The organism is Steroidobacter agaridevorans (genome assembly GCF_009932555.1).
GTDB classification, from domain to species: Bacteria; Pseudomonadota; Gammaproteobacteria; order Steroidobacterales; family Steroidobacteraceae; genus Steroidobacter; species Steroidobacter agaridevorans.
The window spans coordinates 1190102-1211387 of sequence record NZ_BLJO01000001.1 but is presented as its reverse complement, the minus strand read 5'-3'; the positions used below and the strand labels follow the sequence as shown (position 1 = coordinate 1211387).

Here is a 21286-nt window from a genome sequence, read left to right as displayed (position 1 = left end):
TCCGGGCCCGCGCTGCTATTCTCACGCTATGAAATACCATCACGCTCTTGTTCCGCTGCTGCTGGCCGTCGCGCTCGTCGCCTGCAAGTCGGGCGGTGCCGCTGCCTCTCATGCAGCGAGTCTCGATCAGGAAGTTCAGTTGGCGCCGAAAGAGCAGGCTGTGTTCGATCCGCACGGACTCACCGTGCAGTTCGTGCGCGTCGTTGAGGATTCGCGCTGTCCGACCGATGTGACTTGCGTCTGGGCGGGCGAGGTCAAGGTGCAACTGTCGACCCGGATCGATGCGGCCGCAGCCGACCAACATGAGATCACGGCTGGACAGCATGCGACGGTTGGCGATTTCCAGTTGTTCGTAGTGAAGGTCGAGCCCGAACGCATCTCGACGCGCGAAATTTCCGCCGACGAGTACCGCGTTACTTTGAAAGTGGCGCATTCGAGATAAACGGCAGAATCTTTGGATCCAAGTCGCTCGGCTTGGATCAATACTTGCGAGATATATGTGCTCCAATTTGTAGCGCTCGTTGCAGCCACGCATCGCGCACGCGTCGTTGACTAACAATATCCATACAACGACTTAGTGGCTCTGCTCGAAAAAAATCCTGTCTACGCACCGACTTCGCGCGTCGGTTCCGGTTTTCTGCAGCTCGTATACAGCCGAATCGCCGCGGCAATTTAGCTTTTAACGACCAAATTGCAGTTGTATGCTCGCGACAAGACCGAGCCAATAACGATGGGGGAGTTCAAAACAACAGCTCTCAGGAGGAGATCATGTTGAGCAGAAACACACTCGCGATAGCGGTGAGGCATGCGCTTGCGGTCAGTGCCACTGCACTGATGGCGAGCAGTCCGGCGTTGGCCCAGAGCACGGGCGGCAGCGTGTTCGGACAGGCAGCCTCGGGAGACACTGTCATAGTCGAGGGTGAGGGGACAGGATTCCGCCGAGAAATTTCCGTGGGGGCCGATGGTTCTTATCGCGTGCCCGCCTTATCGCCCGGCAGATACCGGATCACGCTGCGTCATGCAGACGGTACGACGGTGGTCCGCGACAGCGTGCTGGTCAGCGCTGGCACGGGGACGCCGGTGACTTTCGTCACCGCCTCCGATGGCGCCCTGACGTTGGAAAACATCGTGGTCACCGGAGTGCGCGTCAATCCGATCGATGTTTCTTCGGTGGAGTCGGTCACCATCCTGTCCGCCGATCAACTGTCGAAGATTCCTGTGCTGCGCGATCTCACGTCGGCGGCGTTACTGGCTCCCGGCGCCGTGCGCGGCGACTTCGCGTTCGCGGACGGAAAGTTGCCGTCGTTCGGCGGTTCGTCGGTCGCCGAGAATCAGTACTACGTGAACGGCTTCAATGTGACGAACTCGTTCCGCGGCCTGAACTTCTCCAAGATTCCGTTCGAAGCGATTGCCGAGCAGCAGGTGAAAACGGGCGGTTATGGCGCAGAATTCGGCCGCTCGCTGGGCGGCGTCGTCAGTCAGACGACCAAGCGCGGCACCAACGAGTTCCAATCGGGTTCCAGCATCTACTGGACGCCGGGTTCGCTGCGCGCCAAGACCAGAAATGCCATCTACTCCAACCCACTCGAGCCGAGCAGCCTGGGCACGGTGCGCTCCATCAACGCCGAAGAGGAGACCGGAGAGTGGACTGCCAATGTCTGGGCGAGCGGCGCGCTGGTGAAGGACAAGCTGTTCGCCTTTGCGTTGATCGGCTACAGCGAGCACGAAGAAGACCGCTGGGGCAACGTCACGCAGGCCAACAACACCAACGACAAGACCGAGCGGCCGAGCTGGCTGGTGAAGCTCGACTGGCACATCAACGATGCGAATTCGTTCGAGCTGACCGGCTTTTCCGACCAGGAAGAGACCACCAGCAAGGTTTATCTCAATACGCTCGGTGCGGCCAATCGGCTCGGCTTGATCGGCACGCAGTACGAGGAGAATGGCGGCACGAATGTGGTCGGCAAGTACACGAGCTACATCACCGATTCGTTCACGGTGTCCGCCCTGTATGGCTATGGCGAGTACTCGCGAGGCTTGCACCTCACGACGGCCGACGGCCGGCGCGTCGCTTACAGCGGCGATCTCAACACGCCAGCCAGCGGCTGTCCGGTCATCGTCGATGCTCGCGCAGCAGATCGACGCGCGGCCACCGGCACATATGCGAGTACGTGCAACATCACGGCGACGTTCCCGAACCTGGGAAACATCGAGCGCGAGGACGCCAGGGACGAGCGCAATCAGTTGCGCATCGATGCCGAATGGGAGCTCGGTGCGCATCTGCTGCGCTTCGGATACGACCTCGATGACTTCGAGTCGGTCGCGGGCGAATCGATCGAAGGCGGGCGCCAGTGGCGATACTCGACGGCCACCATTGGTGGAGTACGCCGGGACACGGTGCGCGAGCAGATCGTCAATCAGGGCGCGACTGTCGAGGTCAAGCAACGCGCGTTCTACATCGAGGACAATTGGAACATCACCGAGAATTTCCTGCTCTCGGCCGGCCTGCGCTGGGACAGTTTCGAGAACTTGAACGGTCAGGGCGAGACCTATGTCGAGATCGACAACCAGTTCGGGCCGCGCCTCGGCTTCTCCTGGGACGTGAAGGGCGACTCATCGATGAAGGTCTATGGCAACGCAGGCCGCTATGCGCTGCCGCTGACGGCGAGTGTTGCCATTCGCGGCGCGAGCGCGTCGTTGTTCACGCGCGAGGATTACTTTTTCACGGGAGTCGATCCGGTGACGGGGACGCCCCTCGGCCTCGTGTCGCGAAACAACTTCCGGTACGTGAACGGCGAGTTCGGCGAGCCGAAGAACGCGCAGACGATCGCGTCGAAGAACCTGGACCCGATGTATCAGGATGAATTCATCCTCGGTGTGCAGATGCGCATCACCAATCATCAGAACATCGGCGCGCGCGCCATCTATCGCGAGCTGAAAGCCGCCATCGACGACAATTGCGACTACACCGCGATCCTGACGACCGAGGGCTTCACGCTCGATGAGGAGGAGGGCGTCTGGTTCGACGCCAACGGCCGCGCGGCCGATCTGCCGAATGCCGGCTTTCCGTTCTGCCGGATGTTCAACCCCGGCGAGGACGCGATCTTCCTGACCGACCTCTATGGCGATGGCACGCTGAAGCAGACGACGGTCGACGGCGATCTGCTCTCGCCGAAGGCACGGCGCACCTACAAGGCGCTCGAGCTGTTCTGGGACGGCAACTGGGACCGCACGTTCATGCAAGCCACCTACACGCTGGCTTACAGCAAGGGCAATACCGAGGGCGGCGTCAAATCCGACATCGGCCAGGATGACACCAACGTCACCCAGGACTTCGATTACAAGGAGCTCGCCGTGGATTCGTACGGCTATCTGCCGAACGATCGCCGTCACTCGCTGAAGCTGTTCGGCAGCTACTCATTCACCGACGAGTTCGCGGTGGGCACCAACCTGCTGGTGCAGTCGGGACGACCGAAGAACTGTCTGGGCGTGCTGTATCCCTATCACGGCGATATTCACCCCTACGGTTCTTCCTTCTTCCGCTGTGGCACGACGTTGGCAGGCGGACAGGCCGGCCCATCGGAGCCGCGGCCGCGGGGCACGGCGGGCCGATTGCCCTGGACTTATCAGGTCGACCTGAGCGTTGCTTACACTCCGACCTGGGCCGAAGGATTGACGGCGAAGATGGATGTATTCAACGTCTTCAACAAGCAGGAAGCCATCGCTGTGGACGACCGCGCGGAGGATGGCGCCACGGGCGCGCCGGTGAGCACCTATCTCGTGCCTCGAGCATTCCAGTCGCCGCGCGAGTTTCAGTTCTCGTTGGTTTATCACTTTTGAGCGAAAGGAGCGAATCTGCTTCATACGGCCGCCAGCAGGCGGCCGTTTCTCATGAGGTCCAGTCGATACTGGCGAGCGCGGAGGCGCTGGCTGTCAGGCGGGAGTGGGACGCAGCCATCGCAGCGTACGAAAAGGCTCTTGCGCTGACGCCGGACGATCCTTATACGCTCGTGCAACTGTCGTACATGCATTCGCTGCGAGGAAATTATCGTCGCGCCGAAGGTTTCGCGCTCGCCGCTGCGCGAACTGGGACGACGGATGCAAAGATCCTTGCCGAGCTGCTGCCGCGCCTGCGGACGTTCAACAGGGCGCCGGAGCTGTTGGCGTGCATCGAACGGGCAGGGCCGCCCGACAGAATGTCCATTCCGCTGCTGATCGCCGCCGGGGCGCAGCTGAGTTATCTCAATCTTCCGGAGCGCGCCATCGAGTATCTCGACGAGGCGCGGCGGGCCGATCCCGACTATCCGACGACGCTGCTGGCTCGCACGCAGGTTCTCACCTACCTCGGACGATTCGACGAGGCGGAACAGGATGTGGATCGTGCCATCCGCCGTGCTCCGGAAATCGCGCAGGGTTATTGGCTGCGAGCTGGGCTCCGGCGCCAGACGCCCGAGCGCAATCATGTCGATGCAATCAGGCGGGAGCTTGCGCGTTCGGGACGATCTACGGAGGACATAGCGTTGCTGTCGTTCGCGCTCCACAAGGAGCTCGACGACCTGCAGCGATATGACGAGGCGTGGCATGCATTGATGCAGGGCTGTCGTGCGAAACGATCGCGTCTGAATTACGACCCGCGCATAGCGAAGCATCTGTTCGATGTGTTGCCGACATTCGAGGGGAGCGGCACGGTCCATGACGATCGGGGGCCGACGCCGATCTTCATAGTAGGGATGCATCGCTCCGGCACGACATTGTTGGAACAGATGCTCGCCGGGCATCCGCAAGTCGCTGCGCTGGGCGAACTGTATGATTTCACCAGCGCGATGCGATACACGACGGATCGTCATTGCAAGGGAGTGATCGATGCGACGCTGGTCGAGCGGGCGCGAGGCGTCGACCTCAGTATTGCTGGCGAGCGCTATATCGATGGCGTTCGATGGCGGCTGGGCGAGGCGCCATTCTTCACCGACAAGCTTCCTTCCAATTTCCTCAACATCGGCTTCATCGCGCATGCTCTGCCGCAGGCAAAGATTCTGCACATGGTCCGCGATCCGGTGGAGACTTGCTTCTCCAATCTGCGCGAGCTCTTCTCCGATGCGAACCCGTACAGCTATGACCTTCGCGAGCTGGCGGACTACTACCGGTGGTACGCCGGCTTGATGAAGCACTGGCACGCGCGGTTTGCCGGTCGAATACTCGACGTGGAATATGCGCAGCTCCTGACGGATCCGGAGTCACAACTGCGGCGCGTGACAGAGTTCTGCGGTCTGTCGTTTGATCCGGCGATGCTGGAACTCGGCTCGCGACGCCGTGGCGTCGTCACCGCCAGCGCCGTGCAGGTACGCGACGGCATTCAACTCCGCGATCGCCCCAAGTGGACGCCCTACGAACGCTGGTTGTCGCCGATCGCTTTGATGGCGCGGACGATCGGTTCGATGAAGGGACGAAACGCGTAACGCAGTATCCATCCGGGCAGAAACTGGCCACGCTCTTCCTGTGCTACCCGGGCGCGCGGGTGATCCAGCAGGCGCACCTTCGCACGATAACCATGCTCGTCCGCTCGCAGCTCGAGGCGGCTGAGATGTTTGGCATTCTTGTATCCATAGTGCGCTGGGGCAACGAGCCGGATCGGCGCACCGTGTTCCACCGTGAGCGGTTGACCGTTCAGTCGATCGGCTAGCAATACGTCGGCGGCGATCAGATCGGCCAGCGGCAGCGCCGTCCGGTAGCGGTCCTGGCAGCGAAGCACGATCAACTTGATCTGCGTGGTAGGGCGCGCCTTGGGCAGAATCAACTGCTCCCAAACATCCTTGAATCGAACGCCACTCCATTCGAGGGCCCGATGACTCCAGCCGGCGGCGCAATGAAAGTCGGCCCGCTGTGTCACGCGGGGTAGCGTGGCGAGCTCGGAGGCTGTGAGGACGATCGGTTGCTCGATGGCGCCAACAACTTCGATCCGAACTTCGGTCGCCAGCAGCGGTTGCCTGGCATAGGCAACGATGCCGAACCGAGGAAAATCAGGGCGGACCCGTTGGCCCGGCGGGAGGGCAAAGTCATCGGAGGTCGGCTGCATGGTTGAATACTGCGTGCGCAGTGTTCATTCCTCAACCTGCAGAAATCGGTGAAAGAATCGACGGGGCAGAACGCCCGCTCAAGCCGATTTTGCGAAAGCCAGCTTGATGCCGAGCGCGACGAACAGGCCGCCGATGCAGCGGTTCATCCATGCAGCCGCTCCGCTGTTGCGCAGCTTGCCGCTGGCTTGCGCCGCCGACCAGGCGACGAGCAGGTTCCATAGCATGCTGTTGAAATTGAAGACGGCGCCCAGGAACAGGAACGCGGCCGCTTTGTCGGTGGCGCCGCTATTGATGAACTGAGGTACGAAGGCCAGAAAGAACAGAGCGACCTTCGGGTTCAGGGCGTTGGTCAGGAAACCCTGCAGAAACACCTTCCGGCGTCGGGTCGGTACAGCTGCGGGGCTGGCAGCCGCCGCTGGCCGTTGGACCATCAGCGAGACTCCCACATAGATCAGATAGGCGGCGCCGCAGACTTTCAGAACGGCGAAAGAGGTTGCGGAGGCCATCAAGAGCGCGGACAAGCCGAACGCCGCGGCCGTGATGTGTATGAAGCAGCCGGCGCTGATGCCCAAAGCAGCGACCGCGCCCGACTTCCAACCCTGTCGCATGCTGCAGCTCGCGATGTACAGCACGTCGGGTCCCGGGGTCACGTTGAGTAGCAGCCCGGCGACGACGAACACCATGAGATCGTGCGTTTCAAACATGCGCGCAGGATAGGGTAAGCCGAGTCGTAGCGACAGGGCCTTGCCCGAATTCGGTCACAGGGTGAGTTTTGTGAGTGTTTGGAGTCTTGGGATCCAACAGGGTATTCAGTTGCCGCGCCGACTGCCGCACAATGCGCGGGCCCTTCGGACAGACAGGCCCGCCGCATGAAGCTGCAAGCTCGATGTTTTGTATTTATTTTCACCCTGATCGTCGCGCCGTTGTGCTCGGGCGCCGGCATGCAGCCCGAGCGGGCCGACCATGGCATGGTCGCGAGCGTACATGAACTTGCATCGCAGGCCGGCGTCGACATGATGAAAGCGGGCGGTAACGCGATCGACGCGGCTGTCGCGACCGGATTCGCGCTCGCGGTCGTGCATCCGGCCGCGGGCAATCTCGGCGGCGGCGGCTTCATGCTCGTTCGCATGAGCTCGGGCGAAACGCACTTTCTCGACTTCCGCGAGAAGGCGCCCGGCAAGGCCACCTCGACCATGTATCAGGATGAGCAGGGCAATGTGGTTCCGATGCTGAGCCGTGTCGGCTACAAGGCCGTCGGCGTGCCCGGCTCGGTGAAAGGCATGGTCCACGCGCAAAAGAAGTACGGCAAGCTGACGCTGCAGCAGGTCGTCGCGCCGGCGATCAAGCTGGCGCGCGAAGGGTTCGAGCTCGATTGGGCCGAGGCGCGTGCGCTCACCAACGACAAGCACATGCCAAATTTCCCGGATTCCAAGCGCATTTTCCAGAACGACGGTAAAGGCTGGCGTCAGGGCGATGTGCTGAAACAGCCGGAGCTGGCGCGCACGCTGGAGCGCATCGTTGCCAATCCCGATGAGTTCTACACCGGCAAGATGGCGCGCGAGATCGCCGAGTTCATGCAGCAGGGCGGCGGTCTGATCACGGTGCAGGATCTGAAAAACTACGAGGTCGTCGACCGCGAGCCGGTGCGCGGCACGTATCGGGGTCTGGAGGTGATCAGTGCGCCGCCGCCGTCCTCCGGCGGCATCGCGCTGGTCGAGACGCTCAACATCCTCGAAGGGTTCGATCTCACGAAGGCGGGCTTCGGCTCGGCGGAGGCGATTCACTTGATCGCAGAGAGCTACCGTCGCGCGTTCTACGATCGTGCGCAGTATCTGGGCGATCCGGAATTCAGCACGCTGCCGGTCATCGAGCTGGCGGATAAAAAATATGCCGTCGATTGGCGCGCATCCATCGACCCGCAGCGTGCCAGCGCGTCGACGCGCCTCGAGCGGCCGCAAGTGTCGAAAGCACTCGCCGAGTACGCGAAGAAGAAGCCGGTGAAGACGGCGCCCGAGTCGACCCAGACGACTCACTATTCGGTCGTCGACAAAGATGGCAACGCAGTCGCCGTGACCACCACACTCAACGGCAGCTACGGCTCGAAAGTGACCATCGGCTCGCTGGGCTTTCTGCTCAACAACGAGATGGACGATTTTTCAGCGAAGGCCGGCGTGCCCAACATGTTCGGCCTGATCCAAAGCGATGCCAACCTGGTCGGGCCGAACAAGCGGCCGCTGTCGGCCATGACGCCGACCATCGTGCTCAAAGACGGCAAGCTCTGGCTGGTGCTGGGCTCGCCCGGCGGCCCGACCATCATCACGACGGTGGCGAACATCCTGATCGGCGTCGCCGACTTCGGGCTCGATATCCAGCAGGCAGTCAACGCGCCGCGCTTCCATCATCAATGGCTGCCCGATCGGATCATCATGGAGCGCAATCGCTTCTCGCCCGACACAGTCAAGCTGCTCGAAGCTCGCGGCCACACGGTCAGCTTCGGCCTCGGCGGCGACGGCGAATGCATTCAAATCGATCTCGCCACCGGCCAACGGCTCGGCGCGAGCGATGGGCGCAACGAGCGAGGCAGGGCGGTCGGATATTGATCCCGTGACTACTGAGGCAGGCAACCGCTTTGTCCTCGAGGTCGTCGATCCGGCGACGGGGTGCATTGTCTATGATGCGGAAGTTCATGACCTGTTGAAGCTGTGCAAAGTTCTCGATCTTGATCCCGCCGAGATGGAGCCCGGGGCAGACTATGAGTTTGATGCGGCTCAGATGGCCCTGATCATAGGTGCCCTCGGCCTGGAGCACGCGGCGCTTGGGATAACCGGTGTTCTGCGACCCTGGGGCCGTTTAGACCAGTTGCCATACAAGGTGCATACAAACAGGGAGCTGCTGATGATGCTGGCGGGCACAAAACCGCTTGCTGTTTTCCACGACTGCCACCCAAGTCGCCGGCCTCCCTTTGAAGTCATTCCAGAAAACTTCTATGCGCCTTACGTGGAGTCGGGGCGCTTCATCATGCGTGAGGTGATCGCACCTTCGACCGATCCGAGGACGACCTTGGGGGTGCGTACCGTCCTCTATGCGCTACCGACAGAACAATGGCGGATAGATGCCTATCTGTTGCTCCGCCAAACGGGTTTCAAGTATGGATGGAGTGAGACGTGCGAACGGATGGAAGGCTCATTGCTCGGGTACACCGACGAGCAGAATGATATTTTCATCGAAAGGATCTACCGAACGAAGGTCTGATCCAGAGCGACGCCTACCTGGCCGGCCCGAGGTCATGTATTCGTTGCGCGTGCCGGCGGCAGCATCCGGTCTCTGATCAACAAGAATGGCCGCTCGACTGCTGCCCAGAGCACCGCCCCGACCGCGATGCTGCTTACAAAGTAGAGCGCAAAGCCACCGACGCCGTTCATCGACTCCTTGCCGAACAGGAGCTCGGTGGCGTGCGAGCTCAGCTTGTGTGTGAGATAGATGCTGTACGACAGGATCGCGATCGTTCCAGCGCCGGGCACACGCCAGGCGCCGAAGGCGCGCTCCCACTCGAGCGATGCGGCCAACACGCACGCACAGCCAAGCGCGAGCAGAGGATAGCCAAAGACCGCTCCGACCAGCGTCAATGTCGGGCCACGAAAGCCGGGCGTGGCGGGATAATGAAAGACGAGGACGGCGAGCGCTATCGCGACCATCCCCGCGACCAGCGTCCAGCGCGGGTCGGCGTAGCGTCGCCATAGATCGGGTTTGAAAGCCTTGAACGCAGCGAGCAGCGCTCCGAACAGCAAGCCATCGAGCCGACAATACGTCGGATAGTAGATCGCTTCGAGATAAGCGGGGGCGAGGCTGGCGGTCGCATTGTCAGCCAAGGGCGCCGACATGGCGTCCTCCCACAACGCTGCCCGCAGCAACATTCCTCCGAGCAGCACGCCGCACGCCAACACCAGCGTCCACCCACCCCAGCGCAGCCGGCTCAGGAGCAGCACCAGCACTGGGAAGACCAGGTAGAAATGTTCCTCGACGCAGAGTGACCAGGCTTGGGTGAATCCGCCAGTCGCCCGATAGTCCAGCCCGAAGTTCATCGTGAAAGTCAGAAACCGCCACGGCGCTTGCATCGTCGGGTTTTCCCGGAGCGCCGGCAGAAAGACGTACACGGCCAGCACGACGAAGAACGCCGGCAGGATGCGAAGCGCGCGTTTCAGATAGAAATCCCGGAAGTTCACTTTCTGCCCACGCGCTACCTTTGCGAGCAGCTGAGTGCCAATCAAATATCCGCTCAGGACGAAGAAAAGGTCGACGCCGGTCCAGCCGTACTGCTTCAGCCCTTCCAGCATCGCTGGAGTGGCGGGCCGGGGAAGATGCCAAAGCATCACGAGCAGGATGGCGAGCGCACGCAGGAAATCGGGCCCAGCGGCTCTGGACGAGACAAGTCCGGAAAGTGTGGTTGACGCAGCCTGGCGAACCCAAGCCACTCCTGCCGCGCGCACCGACATTTCCATAGTGAGCCGTCCGTGATGTGGCTGTGATCAGGCGATCATAAGCCACATCACGGTGCGCGTAACGTTTCGTCTTGCGCTGGCCCGACTAGTCGCGCGCAAGAGCGGCCGCCGCCTCCTTGTCCATGTCGACGTACGACTCCTTGCTGATGTCGATGCCGACGCCGAGGATGGTGCCGCCAGTGAACCGGGCGGGGTTCTTGTACTCCTGGCTGACGTTGTCGCCGCTGTCGTAGCCGACGCAAAGTCCATCGCCCGATAACGTGAACTTGCCTACTTGCGCACGCATGGGGCCCTCGGCCACGACCTGGCCGTCGACGTAAAGCCTGGCCTTGCCGACCGACTCGTGATTCTCGCCGGCGGATTCGCGCACGAATTCCACACCGAGCGAATGTTTGCCGCTCGGCAACTCCGGCGAGACGAACTTCTGCTCCGGCTTGATGCCGAGGAAGTTGTAGACGTAGCAGAGCTTTCGATCCTTGATGAACAGCGAGTGCCCGCCGAAACGCGAGCCGTGCGCGAAGATCACGCCGGCCGCCTTGTCGGTGAGGTCGACATCGGCAATCACCTTGTATGAGCGGCCGCGAATATTCACGGCGACGCCTTCGGGAATCGGGGCAGTGCCTGGGAAATACACGTAACGCGTTCGCGGCACTTCGGCCTGCGGGCGCTCGATGGTCAGCAGCTCGGTAGCATTGCGATCGTCCAGCGGCAGGACGAAATTTTTCTCGGCCTCTTCGAACCAGGCATCGACCAGTGCCGCCAGCTTCTCGGGATGTTGGGCGGCGACATTGTCGGCCTCGGCCCGATCCTCGTCGACGTGATACAGCTCCCACTGATCCTTGTCGAAGTGGCCGACACCGCTGAGCGGCGCGTGCATCGCAGACGCCTTCCAGCCGTTTTCCCAGATGCCGCGGGTGCCGAGCATCGCATAATACTGACGTTTCTTTTGCGTCGGCGCATTGGCCTGGTCGAAGCTGTAGCGCATCGACACGCCGTTCAGCGGATACTGCTCGACGCCGCGATAGGTTTCCGGCATCTCCAGTCCGGTGACGTCGAGAATGGTCGGGACGATGTCGGTGCAGTGGTGATATTGGTCGCGGATCTCGCCCTTGGCCTGGATGCCTTTGGGCCAGTGAATGACCAGCGGACAGCACGTGCCGCCGCAGTATTGCGAGTAGCGCTTGAACATTTGATAGGGCGTGCTGAAGGCCACGGCCCAGCCGGTCGGATAATGGTTGTAGGTGTCGGGGCCGCCGAGCGTCTTCAGATATTTCAGATTCTCGGCGAGCTCGTCGGGATAGCCGTTGAAGAACTTGTTCTCGTTGACCGAGCCGTTCGGGCTGCCCTCGCCGGACGCGCCGTTGTCGGAACAGTAGAAGATGATGGTGTTGTCCAGCTGCCCGCTGCGCTCGAGGTATTCGACGATGCGGCCGACCTGAGCGTCGGTGTACTCGGAAAAGCCCGCGTACACTTCGGCCATCCGGGCGAAAAGTTTCTTCTCGTCCGCGTTGAGAGTGTTCCAGGGACGCACGGCGTCGCCGGGCACGGAATTCTGCACGTCCTCGGGCATGGGATTGAGCGGCGTCAGCTTCGTGCCCTTTGGCAAGATGCCTTTCTCGATCATGCGCGGCAGCGCCCATTCGCGATATGCCTCGTAGCCATCGTCGAACTTGCCTTTGTACTTGTCGGCGTACGCTTTGGGGCTGTGATGAGGCGCGTGGTTCGCGCCGGGACAGAACCACATGTACCAAGGCTTGGACGGATTGCTTGCCTGCTGGTCGCGCAACATCTTGAGCGCCTGATCCGCGAGATCTTCCGAGAGGTGATAACCCTTCTCCGGACCGTACGGTTGATCGATGAAATGATTGTCTTCGACCAGATCCGGATACCAGTTGTTGGTCTCGCCGCCGAGGAAGCCGTAGAAGCGATCGAAGCCCTTGGCCAGCGGCCATTCGGAGCGGCTGCCGCCGCCCGCGATGTCCTCTTCGGGCACGTTGTGATTCTTGCCGAGCCAGAAGGTGCTGTAGCCATTCTCCTGTAACACCTGGCCAATGGTCGCGCACTCGGCCGGCAAGCGGCCCGCAGCGCCCGGAAATCCGTTCGATGCTTCGGTGATGCAGGCACTGCGGTTCACGTGATGATTGCGGCCGGTGAGAAAGGTCGAGCGCGTGGGCGAGCACAGCGCGGTCGTATGCCACTGCGAATAGAGCAGACCGTTGTCGGCGAGCCGCTGCAGCGTCGGCATATTGATGCGTCCACCGAACGGCGACCACGCGGCCTGGCCAGTATCGTCGTAGAGGACGACCAGAATGTTCGGCGCGCCTTTCGGCGCACGTTTCAACTCGTAAGGTGTCCAGTCCGCTTTGGAGTCACGTACATCGAGTTTGATGACGCCCTGAAACTGCTCGGCCATGGTTGCTCCTCGTCGACAGCGGCAACGGTGATGCTGCAAGGAAGGATTCGAGTAGACGCATCCCTCGAACGCCGGGCATCGTGGCAACGGGCAGGGGCTATCGCCTCATGCCTCAGCCATCGTCCATTCATCCAACCGAGCGCTGAGTCGTTCAAGAGATGGCCGGGCGGATTCTTCAAGACTGGCGCCATGAACTCGAACATTGTCGCCGGCCCTCGACGCTCGCGCGCCACGATCATGGAAGAAGTGGCGAAGGTGCTGCGCGCTACCGATGCGAGTACAAACATCGAGGCGGCGATCTCGAGGTCGAGAGTTTCGATGCAGGAAGTCGCCGACACATTCGGCGGCAAGCGCGAATTGCTGCTCGCGATGGTCTCAGAGCTGTCGGATGCCATGTCCGCCAGTCTCAGCACCGATCCGACACAGCCAGAGTTGAGAACGCGGCTGATCGAGTACGGTCAGTGCGTCGCGGATATCTATGCCACCTCGCACTTGCGCAGCCTGTATCGGATCGCCATCACGGAATCGATTCGGCATACGGGCCTGGGCCGTGATTTTTATGACGTCGGCCCGGGCCGCCTGACGCAGCGCCTTGCGGATTTCTTCAAAGCCGCGCAAGCCAGCGGCGAGCTGCGTCGAGCGGATCCGCAGTTGTTGGCAAGCCATTTCCTGTCATTGCTTCGGGCCAACGTGGACATGGTGGAATTCTGTCCGCGCGAGCTTGCGGCCGATGTTTTCGCCGTGGTCGATGTGTTTTGCGACGGCGTCAATGGGGAGCATCGCCATGTCGAGCCTGCTTAGCCGCGCAAGATTGGGCGGCGGTATTCCGAGGGGAACGCGGGACGGCCGGTCTCATGTCGAAGGCGTTCCCGACGAACTGGCCATCGAGATCGATGCGGACGGCTCGCCGGTGAGCTTTCCCGCCGCCGACTGGTTCATTTGTTTCGTGCCCGGCCTGCAGAAGCAATGGTGGCATCGTTTTGTTCCGGGAAACTATCAGCACGTGTTCGCGATGCGCATGGTGGACGACAGCAGTTGGATTCTGGTCGAGCCGTGGTGGACCCGAATGCTCATCAACGTGCTGACGCTGGATGAAGCGGTCAAGTTTCTGCGCTGGGGAGCGGCAGGAAACATTCTGCAGATTCGCGAGTCCATTCCCGGCTGTGGCAATCAAGCGCGCGGGTGGTCCAATTGCGCGGTCCTGACTTCGTTCCTGTTGGGCCGGCGTTATTGGACGTGGACACCGCATGGTTTGTATCGTCGCCTGGCAGCCGAGCCGGGCGCGCGTCCCATCGATTTCGCCCACTGGCTCGCCAACCATATTCGTGAAGTGGCCAGTCGCAATGTCGATCGGGCCCTGGCAGGAATCGAGCGCGGCGGAGGCCAGCCGGTGCAGGCCGCTCTGATCCAACTCGGCAATGCAATCATGGGCGCCTTGATGTCGCGGTCGGGACTCGGCCTCTACAAAGTGGCCATCTCGGAATCGAGCCGCTTCGGTGCTGCGGCTGATGCGTATTGGGAATATGCGCCCGAGCGGGCCATCGAAGCCGTTCGCAAAGTATTGGAGCAGGCCCAGTTGCGAGGTGAGATCAACATCGAAGAGCCTGCGGATGCCGCACGGCAATTCTTCTCGATGCTCCGTGGAGATATCCACCTGCAGATGCTATTTGGCCTGAGAGAGCGCCCCGATCCGACCGAGATTCACGCTCGCGTCACTTCGGCGGTCGATCTCATCTTGAATGGCGCCTTGGCTGCGCCCAGCCAATATGCATACCCGCAAGCGGCGCGTCGTCCTCAAGGCGTCCAGGCGCCGCCGAGTGCTTTATAGACCGCGACCCACTGAGTTCCCAGCTGAGTGTTGCTTTGACTGTAGGCGCGTTCGGTTTGCAATAACGTACGACGCGCATCGAGCTCGGCGAGGTAGTTGATCATGCCGTGGTTGTAGCGGACTCGGGCGATTTCATACGCGTCGCGGCTTTGAGCGAGCGCGGTCGCGAGCTCGCTATTGCGCTCCCGCTCGGCACTGTAGCCGCTCAAGGCATTCTCGATCTCATGCCACGCACGCAACACCGTTTGCTGATAGGTCACAGCGGCCTGCTGTTGATCGAGCTTGCGAAGCTCGACCGACGCGCGCCGACGGCCGCCATCGAAAATCGGCAAGCTCAGGTTCGGCCCGATGGACCACTGTCGAGAGCCCCATTCGGTGAGATCCGAGCCGTGCAGCGACTGTTGGACGAAGCTGCCGGTCAGCGTGAAGCGTGGATATAAATCCGCTACCGCGACACCGATCTCAGCCGTGGCCGCCTGCAGCTGTGCTTCGGCCCGTTGAATGTCCGGACGGCGTCTGGCGATTTCCGAGGGCACGCCACCAGCGAGCGCGGAGGGCACGGTGAAAGTCGGCGGCGTCGCTACGAGTTGCGCATCGAGAGCACCGGGCTGCACGTTGAGTAGCACCGCCAGCGCACTCACGAGTTGCGTTTCCTGCTGTCTCAATTGCGGGAGGTTCGAGCGCGCTTCGGCAAGACGTGCGCGCTGGGTGGTGAGATCGAGCTCATCGACCAGGCCGCCTTTGACGCGATACTGCGTAAGTTCCACCAGATCCGCGCTGGCGGCCACATCCGCATTCGCGATGCGCAGCTGGTCTTGAACACCCCGCAACTCGAGATAGCCGCGCACCACTTCGCCAACCAGAGAAAGTTGAGCGTCGCGCAAATCTTCTTCGCTCAGCCGCGCATTCGCGTCGGCCGCTTCGACCGAGCGGCGCACGCGTCCCCACAAGTCCAGTTCCCAGCCGACGTCGAAACCGCCTTGGAAGACACTGAAGGGTTCGCTGAGCAGCGAGACGATCTGGTCGCGACCGCCTGCCGGCGCGATCAGGTCGATCATTCGGGTGGCGGTGCCGTTCTCGCTGGTTCGTTCGCGCGAGTAGGCGGCGTTGGCATTGACGACTGGCCAACGCGCGCCGGCCTCGACACGACGGACTAAGCGGCTCTGCGCCACCCGCAGCGTCGCGATCTGCACCTGAGCGTTATTCGCCAGCGCGCGTGTGACGAGATCATCGAGCGTCGGATCCTGAAATTGTTTCCACCACTCGCGCTCGACCGCATCGTTCGTCGCCGTGGGGGCTCGCCACTGTTGCGGCAGGTCGGGTTGCGGCTCCTTGAAGTCGGGGCCGACGGCGCACGCGCTCAACAGCGCCGAACTGACGATGATCCAGATCTTGCTTCGCATGACGCACCTAAACGAGCCGGTGTCTGAACAACCACACCGCGGCCGGCAGGGTCACCAACGCGATGATCACCAGCGGCCACATGTCGTGGAGCAGATAACCGAAGCTTGCTCCTTCGAGATACACACGCCGCACCAGGTCGATGGCATAGCGCAGCGGATTGGCATAAGTGAGGTATTGCATGGCCGACGGCATGTTGCTGATTGCCGAGGTCAGGCCCGACAGCAGCATCATCGGCATCAGCAGAACGAATGTGTACAGCATCGCCTGCTGCATGGTCTTCGAGAACGCCGAGAGCGCGAGGCCAATGCCGACCGCCGCGGTCGTGAACAGCAGCAGGCCGGAATACAGCGTGAACAGCGATCCTTGAAAAGGAATGCCGAACCAGAAACGCGCGATCAGGAAAATGATGGACGACTGCACCAGCCCGATCAGAATCGGCGGCACCGCTTTGCCGACCATGATTTCCGTCGGGCGCAGCGGCGTGACGAGCAACTGATCGAACGTGCCCTGTTCGCGTTCCCGCGCCACCGACAGCGCCGACAGCATCAGCACCTGAAGCATGCTCAGCGCGCCGATCAGGCTGGGAATCATGGCCCAGCGCGTTTCCAGGTTCGGGTTGTACCAGGCGCGCGTTTCAATCCGCAGCGCCGGTGTCGGGCCGCCGCGCAGCTCGTTCCACTGCGAGTTGAAACGATCGACTGCGGCTGTGACATATGAGGCGGCGACGTTGCCGGTGTTCGAGTTACGGCCGTCCGCGATGACTTGCACGACCCCGCCGCGTCCCGAAACGATGTTGCGCTCGAAGTCCGCGGGCAGATGAATGACGATCAGCGCGCGCTTCTTGCCGATCGTCTCGCCGATCTGTTGTGCGCTGCTCAGGTTCGCGACCCGATCGAACACGCCCGAGCCGTCGAGCAGGGTCACGAACTGGGTCGAGGCATTGCTGCGATCGGTATCGAGCAGCGCATAGGGCACCTCGTTCAGATCGAAGGTGGCTGCATAGCCGAACAGCAGCGATTGCAGCACCACGGGCATGATCAGCACCAGGCGGCTGCGCGGATCTTTCAAGATGGCGATCAGCTCCTTGCGGATCAGAATCGCGATCCGATGTAGTGTCGCGTTCATACCAATTGTTTCCGTGTGTTGATCCGGATGAGCACGAACAGCACGACGGCCGCCGTCAGCAGCACGGCCGTGTCTTTGATCAGCAGGCCGGGCACGTTGCCGGCGAGAAATAGCGTCTGCAGCGCTTCGACGTAGTAGGTCGGCGGCAGCACGGTGCTGATGGCGCGGACGATCGCGGGCACGCTGCGCAGATCGAAAATGAATCCCGACAGCATCAGCGCCGGCAGAAAGCTGGTGATCAGGGCGATCTGCGAGGCGAGGAATTGATTCTTGGTGGCGGCGGAGATCAGCAAGCCCAGGCTCAACGACACCAGCAGGTAAAGCATCGAGATCAGCACGATCAGCAGCAGCGAGCCGCGGATGGGGACAAAGAACATGAACTTGCCCGCGAGCAGGCACATCGTGAGGCCTGCCAGGCCCACGCCGAAGTAGGGAATGAGCTTCGAGGCGATCAGCTCGCCGGTATTGATCGGCGTGACGAACAACGACTCCAGCGTGCCTCGTTCCCATTCACGCGCCATGACCAGCGACGTCAAGAGCGCGCCGTTCAGCGTCATGATCAGCACGATGAGCCCGGGAACCAGAAAGTGCGTGCTGGTGTTCGCCTCGTTGAACCACAAGCGGGTTTCCAGTCTGACCGCAGGCGCCGGAGCGATGCTGGCGCCGGACACCGCACGTTTGTTGCTCCACTGCGCGATCGCGCCTTGCGCGAAGCCTTCCAGCACACGTGCGCGGTTGGCGTCGACGCCGTTGACGAGCACTTGGATGGTTGCGTCGCTCGCGGCCAGTCGACGGGAAAAATCGGATTGCAGATAGACGATCGCCTCGACCTCGCCCGCGCGCATCAAGCGCTGCGCCTCCTCCATGGAGTGCAACCGGGTCACGGTGAAGTAGGGCGACAAATAAAATCCGGCGACGACATCCTGGGCGGTGGGCGAGGTGTCCTGCGAAACGATGGCGACGGGCGCGTTCTTGATGTCGAACGACAAGCCATAGCCGAACACCAGAATCAGCACGAACGGCAGAAACAGGCCGACCATCAGGTTGCTCTTATCACGCAGCAACTGACGGGTTTCTTTCAGGGTGAGCGCGCGCAAGCGCCGCCAGGACAGACGAGATGTGTGAACGTCGCTCATGCCGCGTGCTCCTGTCGCTGCGCCCGTTCCCGGCCTTGTTCGACGATGCCAATGAAGGCGTCTTCCATGGAGTGCGCGGGTTCGCCGCCCGAGCCGGCCTGCCTGCGTACTTCTTCCGGCGTGCCGATCGCCAGCATCGTGCCCGCGTCCTGAATCATGATCCGATCGCAGTACTCGGCTTCTTCCATGAAGTGGGTGGTGACCACGATGGTCGTGCCGTGATCGGCCAGCGAGCCGATACGCCGCCAGAATTCTCGTCTTGCCAAAGGATCCGCGCCGCTCGTCGGCTCGTCGAGAAACACGATGGCGGGCTCGTGCAGCAGGGCGGCGGCCATTGCGAGGCGGCGTTGAAAGCCGCCGGGCAGCGAACCGGCCGTCGACGACGCGCGCTGCTTGAGCTCGAAATTATCGAGCGCCCATTCGATGCGCTGTGCCGCTCGCGAATTACGCAAACCGTAGGCGCCGGCGAAGAACTGCAAGTTCTCGAGCACGCTGATATCGCCATAGAGCGAGAATTTCTGCGCGACGTAGCCGATGTTCTGTCGCGCCTCGGCGCGTGCACGCCGCAGGTCGGCGCCAGCGACTTTCAACGTTCCCGAGGTTGCGGGCAGCAGACCACACAGCATGCGAAAGGTGGTCGTCTTGCCGGCGCCATTCGGGCCGAGCAGCCCAAACACTTCGCCGCGCTTCACTTCGAAGCTGGTGCGGTTCACCGCCGTGAAGTCGCCGAACTTGCGCACCAGATCGTGCACTTCGATGACGACCTCGGAGTGATCCAGCGAATCCTTCCTGGTCAGCTCCAGCGCTGCGTTTGCGGCCGGCTGCTCGTCCGTCTTATGACGCAACAGCATCATCAAGCTGTCTTCGAGGATGGGCGACGTCGGTTCGAACGTCACGTCCTGTAGCGACAAGGGCTCGCGATCGCCCAGGACCACCCGCACCTGGCCGCCGTGAGGCACGGCGTCGATCACGTCGGGGCGATCGATGAGATCTGCTTGCAGTTTGCGCGCTGGAGTTCCCCGCTGTGACATCGCCAGGAAAGAATGACCGCTCGCGCGCGACATCAACTCTTGCGGGGTACCGCTCGCCAACACGTGGCCTTCGTGCAGAACGACGACGTGTGCGCAACGTTCCGCCTCGTCCATGTAGGAGGTGCTGACGATCACGGAGAGACCTTCGTTTTCCACGAGCCCGCTGACGATGTCCCACAGCTCGCGTCGCGAGAGGGGATCCACGCCGACCGTCGGTTCATCCAGCAACAACAGCTCCGGTGAGCGCACCAGCGTGCAGGCGAGACCGAGCTTCTGTTTCATGCCGCCGGAGAGTTTGCCGGCGAGCCGGTCGAGAAACGGCGCCAGTGCCGTCATTTCCATGAGTCGCGGATAACGCTCGGCGCGCTGCTCCGGGGTGACGCCATGGAGGTCCGCATACAGATCGAGATTTTCCTGCACGCTCAGGTCCTCGTAGAGACCGAAGCGCTGAGGCATGTAGCTGATGCGATCTTGAATCGCTTGCGGCTGTTTCGCCGCGTCCAGGCCGAGCACGGTGAGCGAGCCCTCATCGGCTCGCATGAGCCCCGCAGCGAGACGCAGCAGGGTCGTTTTGCCTGCGCCGTCCGGACCGACCAACGCAGTCAATGCGCCCGGCCGTGCGCCAAACGACACACGGTCGAGCGCCGTAATAGTGTCGAGCTTCTGACGTTCGAATCGTTTGGTGAGGTTGTCACCGCGAACGATGAAGTCGTCGGCGGCGTTCATCTTCCGGACTCGCGCACGTTCGCTTGCTGCTGAGTCGGCGTGATCGTCACCGTCGCGGGCATGCCGAGCCGCAGCCGGTCTTCGGGATCGTCGACGAATACGCGAATCTCATAGACCAGGCTGGTGCGTAGCTCCTCGGTCTGCACGGTTTTCGGCGTGAACTCCGCGGTGGAGGAGATGAAACCCACTTTGCCCTCCAGCGGATTATTCGGCGCACTGTCCATCGTCACGCGTGCCGGTGCGCCCAATGCGACTCGGCTCAACTCGACTTCGGACAGATATGCGCGAACCCACTTCGGCGTCGTGATTGCAATCGCGAACACCGGGCGCTGCGGAGTGGCCAGCTCGCCCGGTTCCATGAGCCGATTGCGAATCACGCCGTCGGTCGGCGCGAGCAAGTCCGCATCGGCGAGTTGTCGCTTCAGCAGGGCGAGATCGGCTTCGGCCGCATCGAGTTGCGCTTTGGCTTGATCGATCTCTTCCTGGCGTGGGCCGGCGAGCGTCAGTTCGAGCGCCTTGCGCGAGCTTTCGGCCTGGGCTTCGCTCATGCGGGCCGCCGCGATAGCTGCTTCGAGATCTTGCGGGCTGATGGCGCGTCCTTTGGATTCGTCGCTGATACTGCGAAGACGCTGCAATTGGCTGGTGGCATTCGCTGCCTCCGCTTGCGCCGCTGCCAGCGCCGCTCTGGCTTGAGCAACTTCTTCCGGACGCGCGCCATTACGAAGTTTCCTGAGCACTTCGCGTTGCGCGGCGGCGCGAGCTTCGGCCTGCGCGACGCGGGGCAGGAGTCGGCCGGTATCGAGTCGCGCCAGCACCTGACCGGCTTTCACCGTGGAGCCTTCCTCCACCAGCACTTCGGCAATGCGCTCGCTGTCGTTGAAGGGCAGCTCGATCTGGCGCAGGTCGACATTCCCCTGCAGAACGATGTGCGAATCGTCGTCGTTGCCGCCGAACACCCAATAGCCGAGCGCGGCGAGTGCCAGCAGAGCGACGACGGCGAGTGCGATACTTCTTTTTGACACGGCCAGTCCCCGAGCAGGGTTGCAAACT

At 62.0% G+C, this 21286-nt stretch carries 16 protein-coding genes; 7 read left to right on the top strand and 9 right to left on the bottom strand.

Features of this window, described 5'->3' with window-relative positions:
- Window positions 1-28 precede the first annotated feature (28 nt).
- The 3 genes from GYH35_RS05055 to GYH35_RS05045 all read left to right on the top strand — a co-directional run bounded on the left by GYH35_RS05055 (window position 29) and on the right by GYH35_RS05045 (window position 5456).
- Window positions 29-442 (top strand): hypothetical protein, encoded by a 414-nt coding sequence (locus tag GYH35_RS05055; protein WP_161827802.1) that lies wholly within the window; start codon window positions 29-31, stop codon window positions 440-442.
- A gap of 326 nt (window positions 443-768) precedes the next feature.
- Window positions 769-3840 (top strand): TonB-dependent receptor, encoded by a 3072-nt coding sequence (locus GYH35_RS05050; RefSeq protein ID WP_161827801.1) that lies wholly within the window; start codon window positions 769-771, stop codon window positions 3838-3840.
- Complete coding sequence (locus GYH35_RS05045) at window positions 3837-5456, top strand: tetratricopeptide repeat-containing sulfotransferase family protein (protein ID WP_161827800.1); 1620 nt, start codon at window positions 3837-3839, stop codon at window positions 5454-5456. Before GYH35_RS05050 ends, GYH35_RS05045 begins: the two co-directional genes overlap by 4 nt.
- Here GYH35_RS05045 and GYH35_RS05040 read toward each other — a convergent pair.
- A complete protein-coding gene (locus GYH35_RS05040; RefSeq protein WP_161827799.1) occupies window positions 5384-6073 on the bottom strand; it encodes a molybdopterin-dependent oxidoreductase in 690 nt (229 codons plus the stop codon). The two genes, GYH35_RS05045 and GYH35_RS05040, sit on opposite strands and share 73 nt — an antisense overlap.
- 78 nt (window positions 6074-6151) lie before the next feature.
- Window positions 6152-6778: a LysE family translocator gene (locus GYH35_RS05035; protein WP_161827798.1), complete on the bottom strand. Its 627-nt coding sequence runs from the start codon at window positions 6776-6778 to the stop codon at window positions 6152-6154.
- A gap of 165 nt (window positions 6779-6943) precedes the next feature.
- Between GYH35_RS05035 and ggt the strand changes: the two genes are divergently transcribed.
- Both ggt and GYH35_RS05025 read left to right on the top strand, forming a co-directional pair.
- Window positions 6944-8674, top strand: coding sequence for a gamma-glutamyltransferase (ggt, locus tag GYH35_RS05030; RefSeq protein WP_161827797.1), 1731 nt, complete (start codon window positions 6944-6946; stop codon window positions 8672-8674).
- A gap of 4 nt (window positions 8675-8678) precedes the next feature.
- A complete protein-coding gene (locus tag GYH35_RS05025; protein WP_161827796.1) occupies window positions 8679-9326 on the top strand; it encodes a hypothetical protein in 648 nt (215 codons plus the stop codon).
- A gap of 32 nt (window positions 9327-9358) precedes the next feature.
- Here GYH35_RS05025 and GYH35_RS05020 read toward each other — a convergent pair whose 3' ends face one another.
- Window positions 9359-10561, bottom strand: coding sequence for an acyltransferase family protein (locus tag GYH35_RS05020; RefSeq protein ID WP_202624087.1), 1203 nt, complete (start codon window positions 10559-10561; stop codon window positions 9359-9361).
- A gap of 97 nt (window positions 10562-10658) precedes the next feature.
- Window positions 10659-12986, bottom strand: coding sequence for an arylsulfatase (locus GYH35_RS05015; RefSeq protein ID WP_161814595.1), 2328 nt, complete (start codon window positions 12984-12986; stop codon window positions 10659-10661).
- Between the two features lie 189 nt (window positions 12987-13175).
- Between GYH35_RS05015 and GYH35_RS05010 the strand changes: the two genes are divergently transcribed.
- Together GYH35_RS05010 and GYH35_RS05005 are read left to right on the top strand one after the other, a co-directional pair.
- Complete coding sequence (locus tag GYH35_RS05010; protein ID WP_161814594.1) at window positions 13176-13787, top strand: TetR/AcrR family transcriptional regulator C-terminal domain-containing protein; 612 nt, start codon at window positions 13176-13178, stop codon at window positions 13785-13787.
- Window positions 13771-14814, top strand: coding sequence for a TetR/AcrR family transcriptional regulator C-terminal domain-containing protein (locus tag GYH35_RS05005; protein ID WP_161814593.1), 1044 nt, complete (start codon window positions 13771-13773; stop codon window positions 14812-14814). The genes GYH35_RS05010 and GYH35_RS05005 overlap by 17 nt, the downstream gene beginning before the upstream one ends.
- Here the strand turns inward: GYH35_RS05005 and GYH35_RS05000 are convergent.
- The 5 genes from GYH35_RS05000 to GYH35_RS04980 are packed head-to-tail and all read right to left on the bottom strand — an operon-like array spanning window position 14781 to window position 21258.
- A complete protein-coding gene (locus tag GYH35_RS05000) occupies window positions 14781-16217 on the bottom strand; it encodes an efflux transporter outer membrane subunit (RefSeq protein WP_161814592.1) in 1437 nt (478 codons plus the stop codon). The two genes, GYH35_RS05005 and GYH35_RS05000, sit on opposite strands and share 34 nt — an antisense overlap.
- Window positions 16218-16224: 7 nt before the next feature.
- On the bottom strand, window positions 16225-17343 hold the full coding sequence (locus tag GYH35_RS04995; protein WP_161827794.1) for an ABC transporter permease: 1119 nt from the start codon (window positions 17341-17343) through the stop codon (window positions 16225-16227).
- Window positions 17340-18479, bottom strand: a complete 1140-nt coding sequence (locus GYH35_RS04990; protein ID WP_161814590.1) for an ABC transporter permease — start codon at window positions 18477-18479, stop codon at window positions 17340-17342. Before GYH35_RS04990 ends, GYH35_RS04995 begins: the two co-directional genes overlap by 4 nt.
- Complete coding sequence (locus tag GYH35_RS04985; RefSeq protein ID WP_161827793.1) at window positions 18476-20236, bottom strand: ATP-binding cassette domain-containing protein; 1761 nt, start codon at window positions 20234-20236, stop codon at window positions 18476-18478. The genes GYH35_RS04990 and GYH35_RS04985 overlap by 4 nt, the downstream gene beginning before the upstream one ends.
- Window positions 20233-21258 (bottom strand): efflux RND transporter periplasmic adaptor subunit, encoded by a 1026-nt coding sequence (locus GYH35_RS04980; protein WP_161827792.1) that lies wholly within the window; start codon window positions 21256-21258, stop codon window positions 20233-20235. Before GYH35_RS04980 ends, GYH35_RS04985 begins: the two co-directional genes overlap by 4 nt.
- Window positions 21259-21286 lie beyond the last annotated feature (28 nt).

Bases quoted from the DNA above. Each gene is read 5' to 3' on its own strand.
- GYH35_RS05055 (WP_161827802.1), top strand. From the start codon at position 29: ATGAAATACCATCACGCTCTTGTTCCGCTGCTGCTGGCCGTCGCGCTC.
- GYH35_RS05050 (WP_161827801.1), top strand. From the start codon at position 769: ATGTTGAGCAGAAACACACTCGCGATAGCGGTGAGGCATGCGCTTGCG.
- GYH35_RS05040 (WP_161827799.1), bottom strand. From the start codon at position 6,073: ATGCAGCCGACCTCCGATGACTTTGCCCTCCCGCCGGGCCAACGGGTC.
- GYH35_RS05035 (WP_161827798.1), bottom strand. From the start codon at position 6,778: ATGTTTGAAACGCACGATCTCATGGTGTTCGTCGTCGCCGGGCTGCTA.
- ggt (WP_161827797.1), top strand. From the start codon at position 6,944: ATGAAGCTGCAAGCTCGATGTTTTGTATTTATTTTCACCCTGATCGTC.
- GYH35_RS05015 (WP_161814595.1), bottom strand. From the start codon at position 12,986: ATGGCCGAGCAGTTTCAGGGCGTCATCAAACTCGATGTACGTGACTCC.
- GYH35_RS05010 (WP_161814594.1), top strand. From the start codon at position 13,176: ATGAACTCGAACATTGTCGCCGGCCCTCGACGCTCGCGCGCCACGATC.
- GYH35_RS05005 (WP_161814593.1), top strand. From the start codon at position 13,771: ATGTCGAGCCTGCTTAGCCGCGCAAGATTGGGCGGCGGTATTCCGAGG.
- GYH35_RS05000 (WP_161814592.1), bottom strand. From the start codon at position 16,217: ATGCGAAGCAAGATCTGGATCATCGTCAGTTCGGCGCTGTTGAGCGCG.
- GYH35_RS04995 (WP_161827794.1), bottom strand. From the start codon at position 17,343: ATGAACGCGACACTACATCGGATCGCGATTCTGATCCGCAAGGAGCTG.
- GYH35_RS04990 (WP_161814590.1), bottom strand. From the start codon at position 18,479: ATGAGCGACGTTCACACATCTCGTCTGTCCTGGCGGCGCTTGCGCGCG.
- GYH35_RS04985 (WP_161827793.1), bottom strand. From the start codon at position 20,236: ATGAACGCCGCCGACGACTTCATCGTTCGCGGTGACAACCTCACCAAA.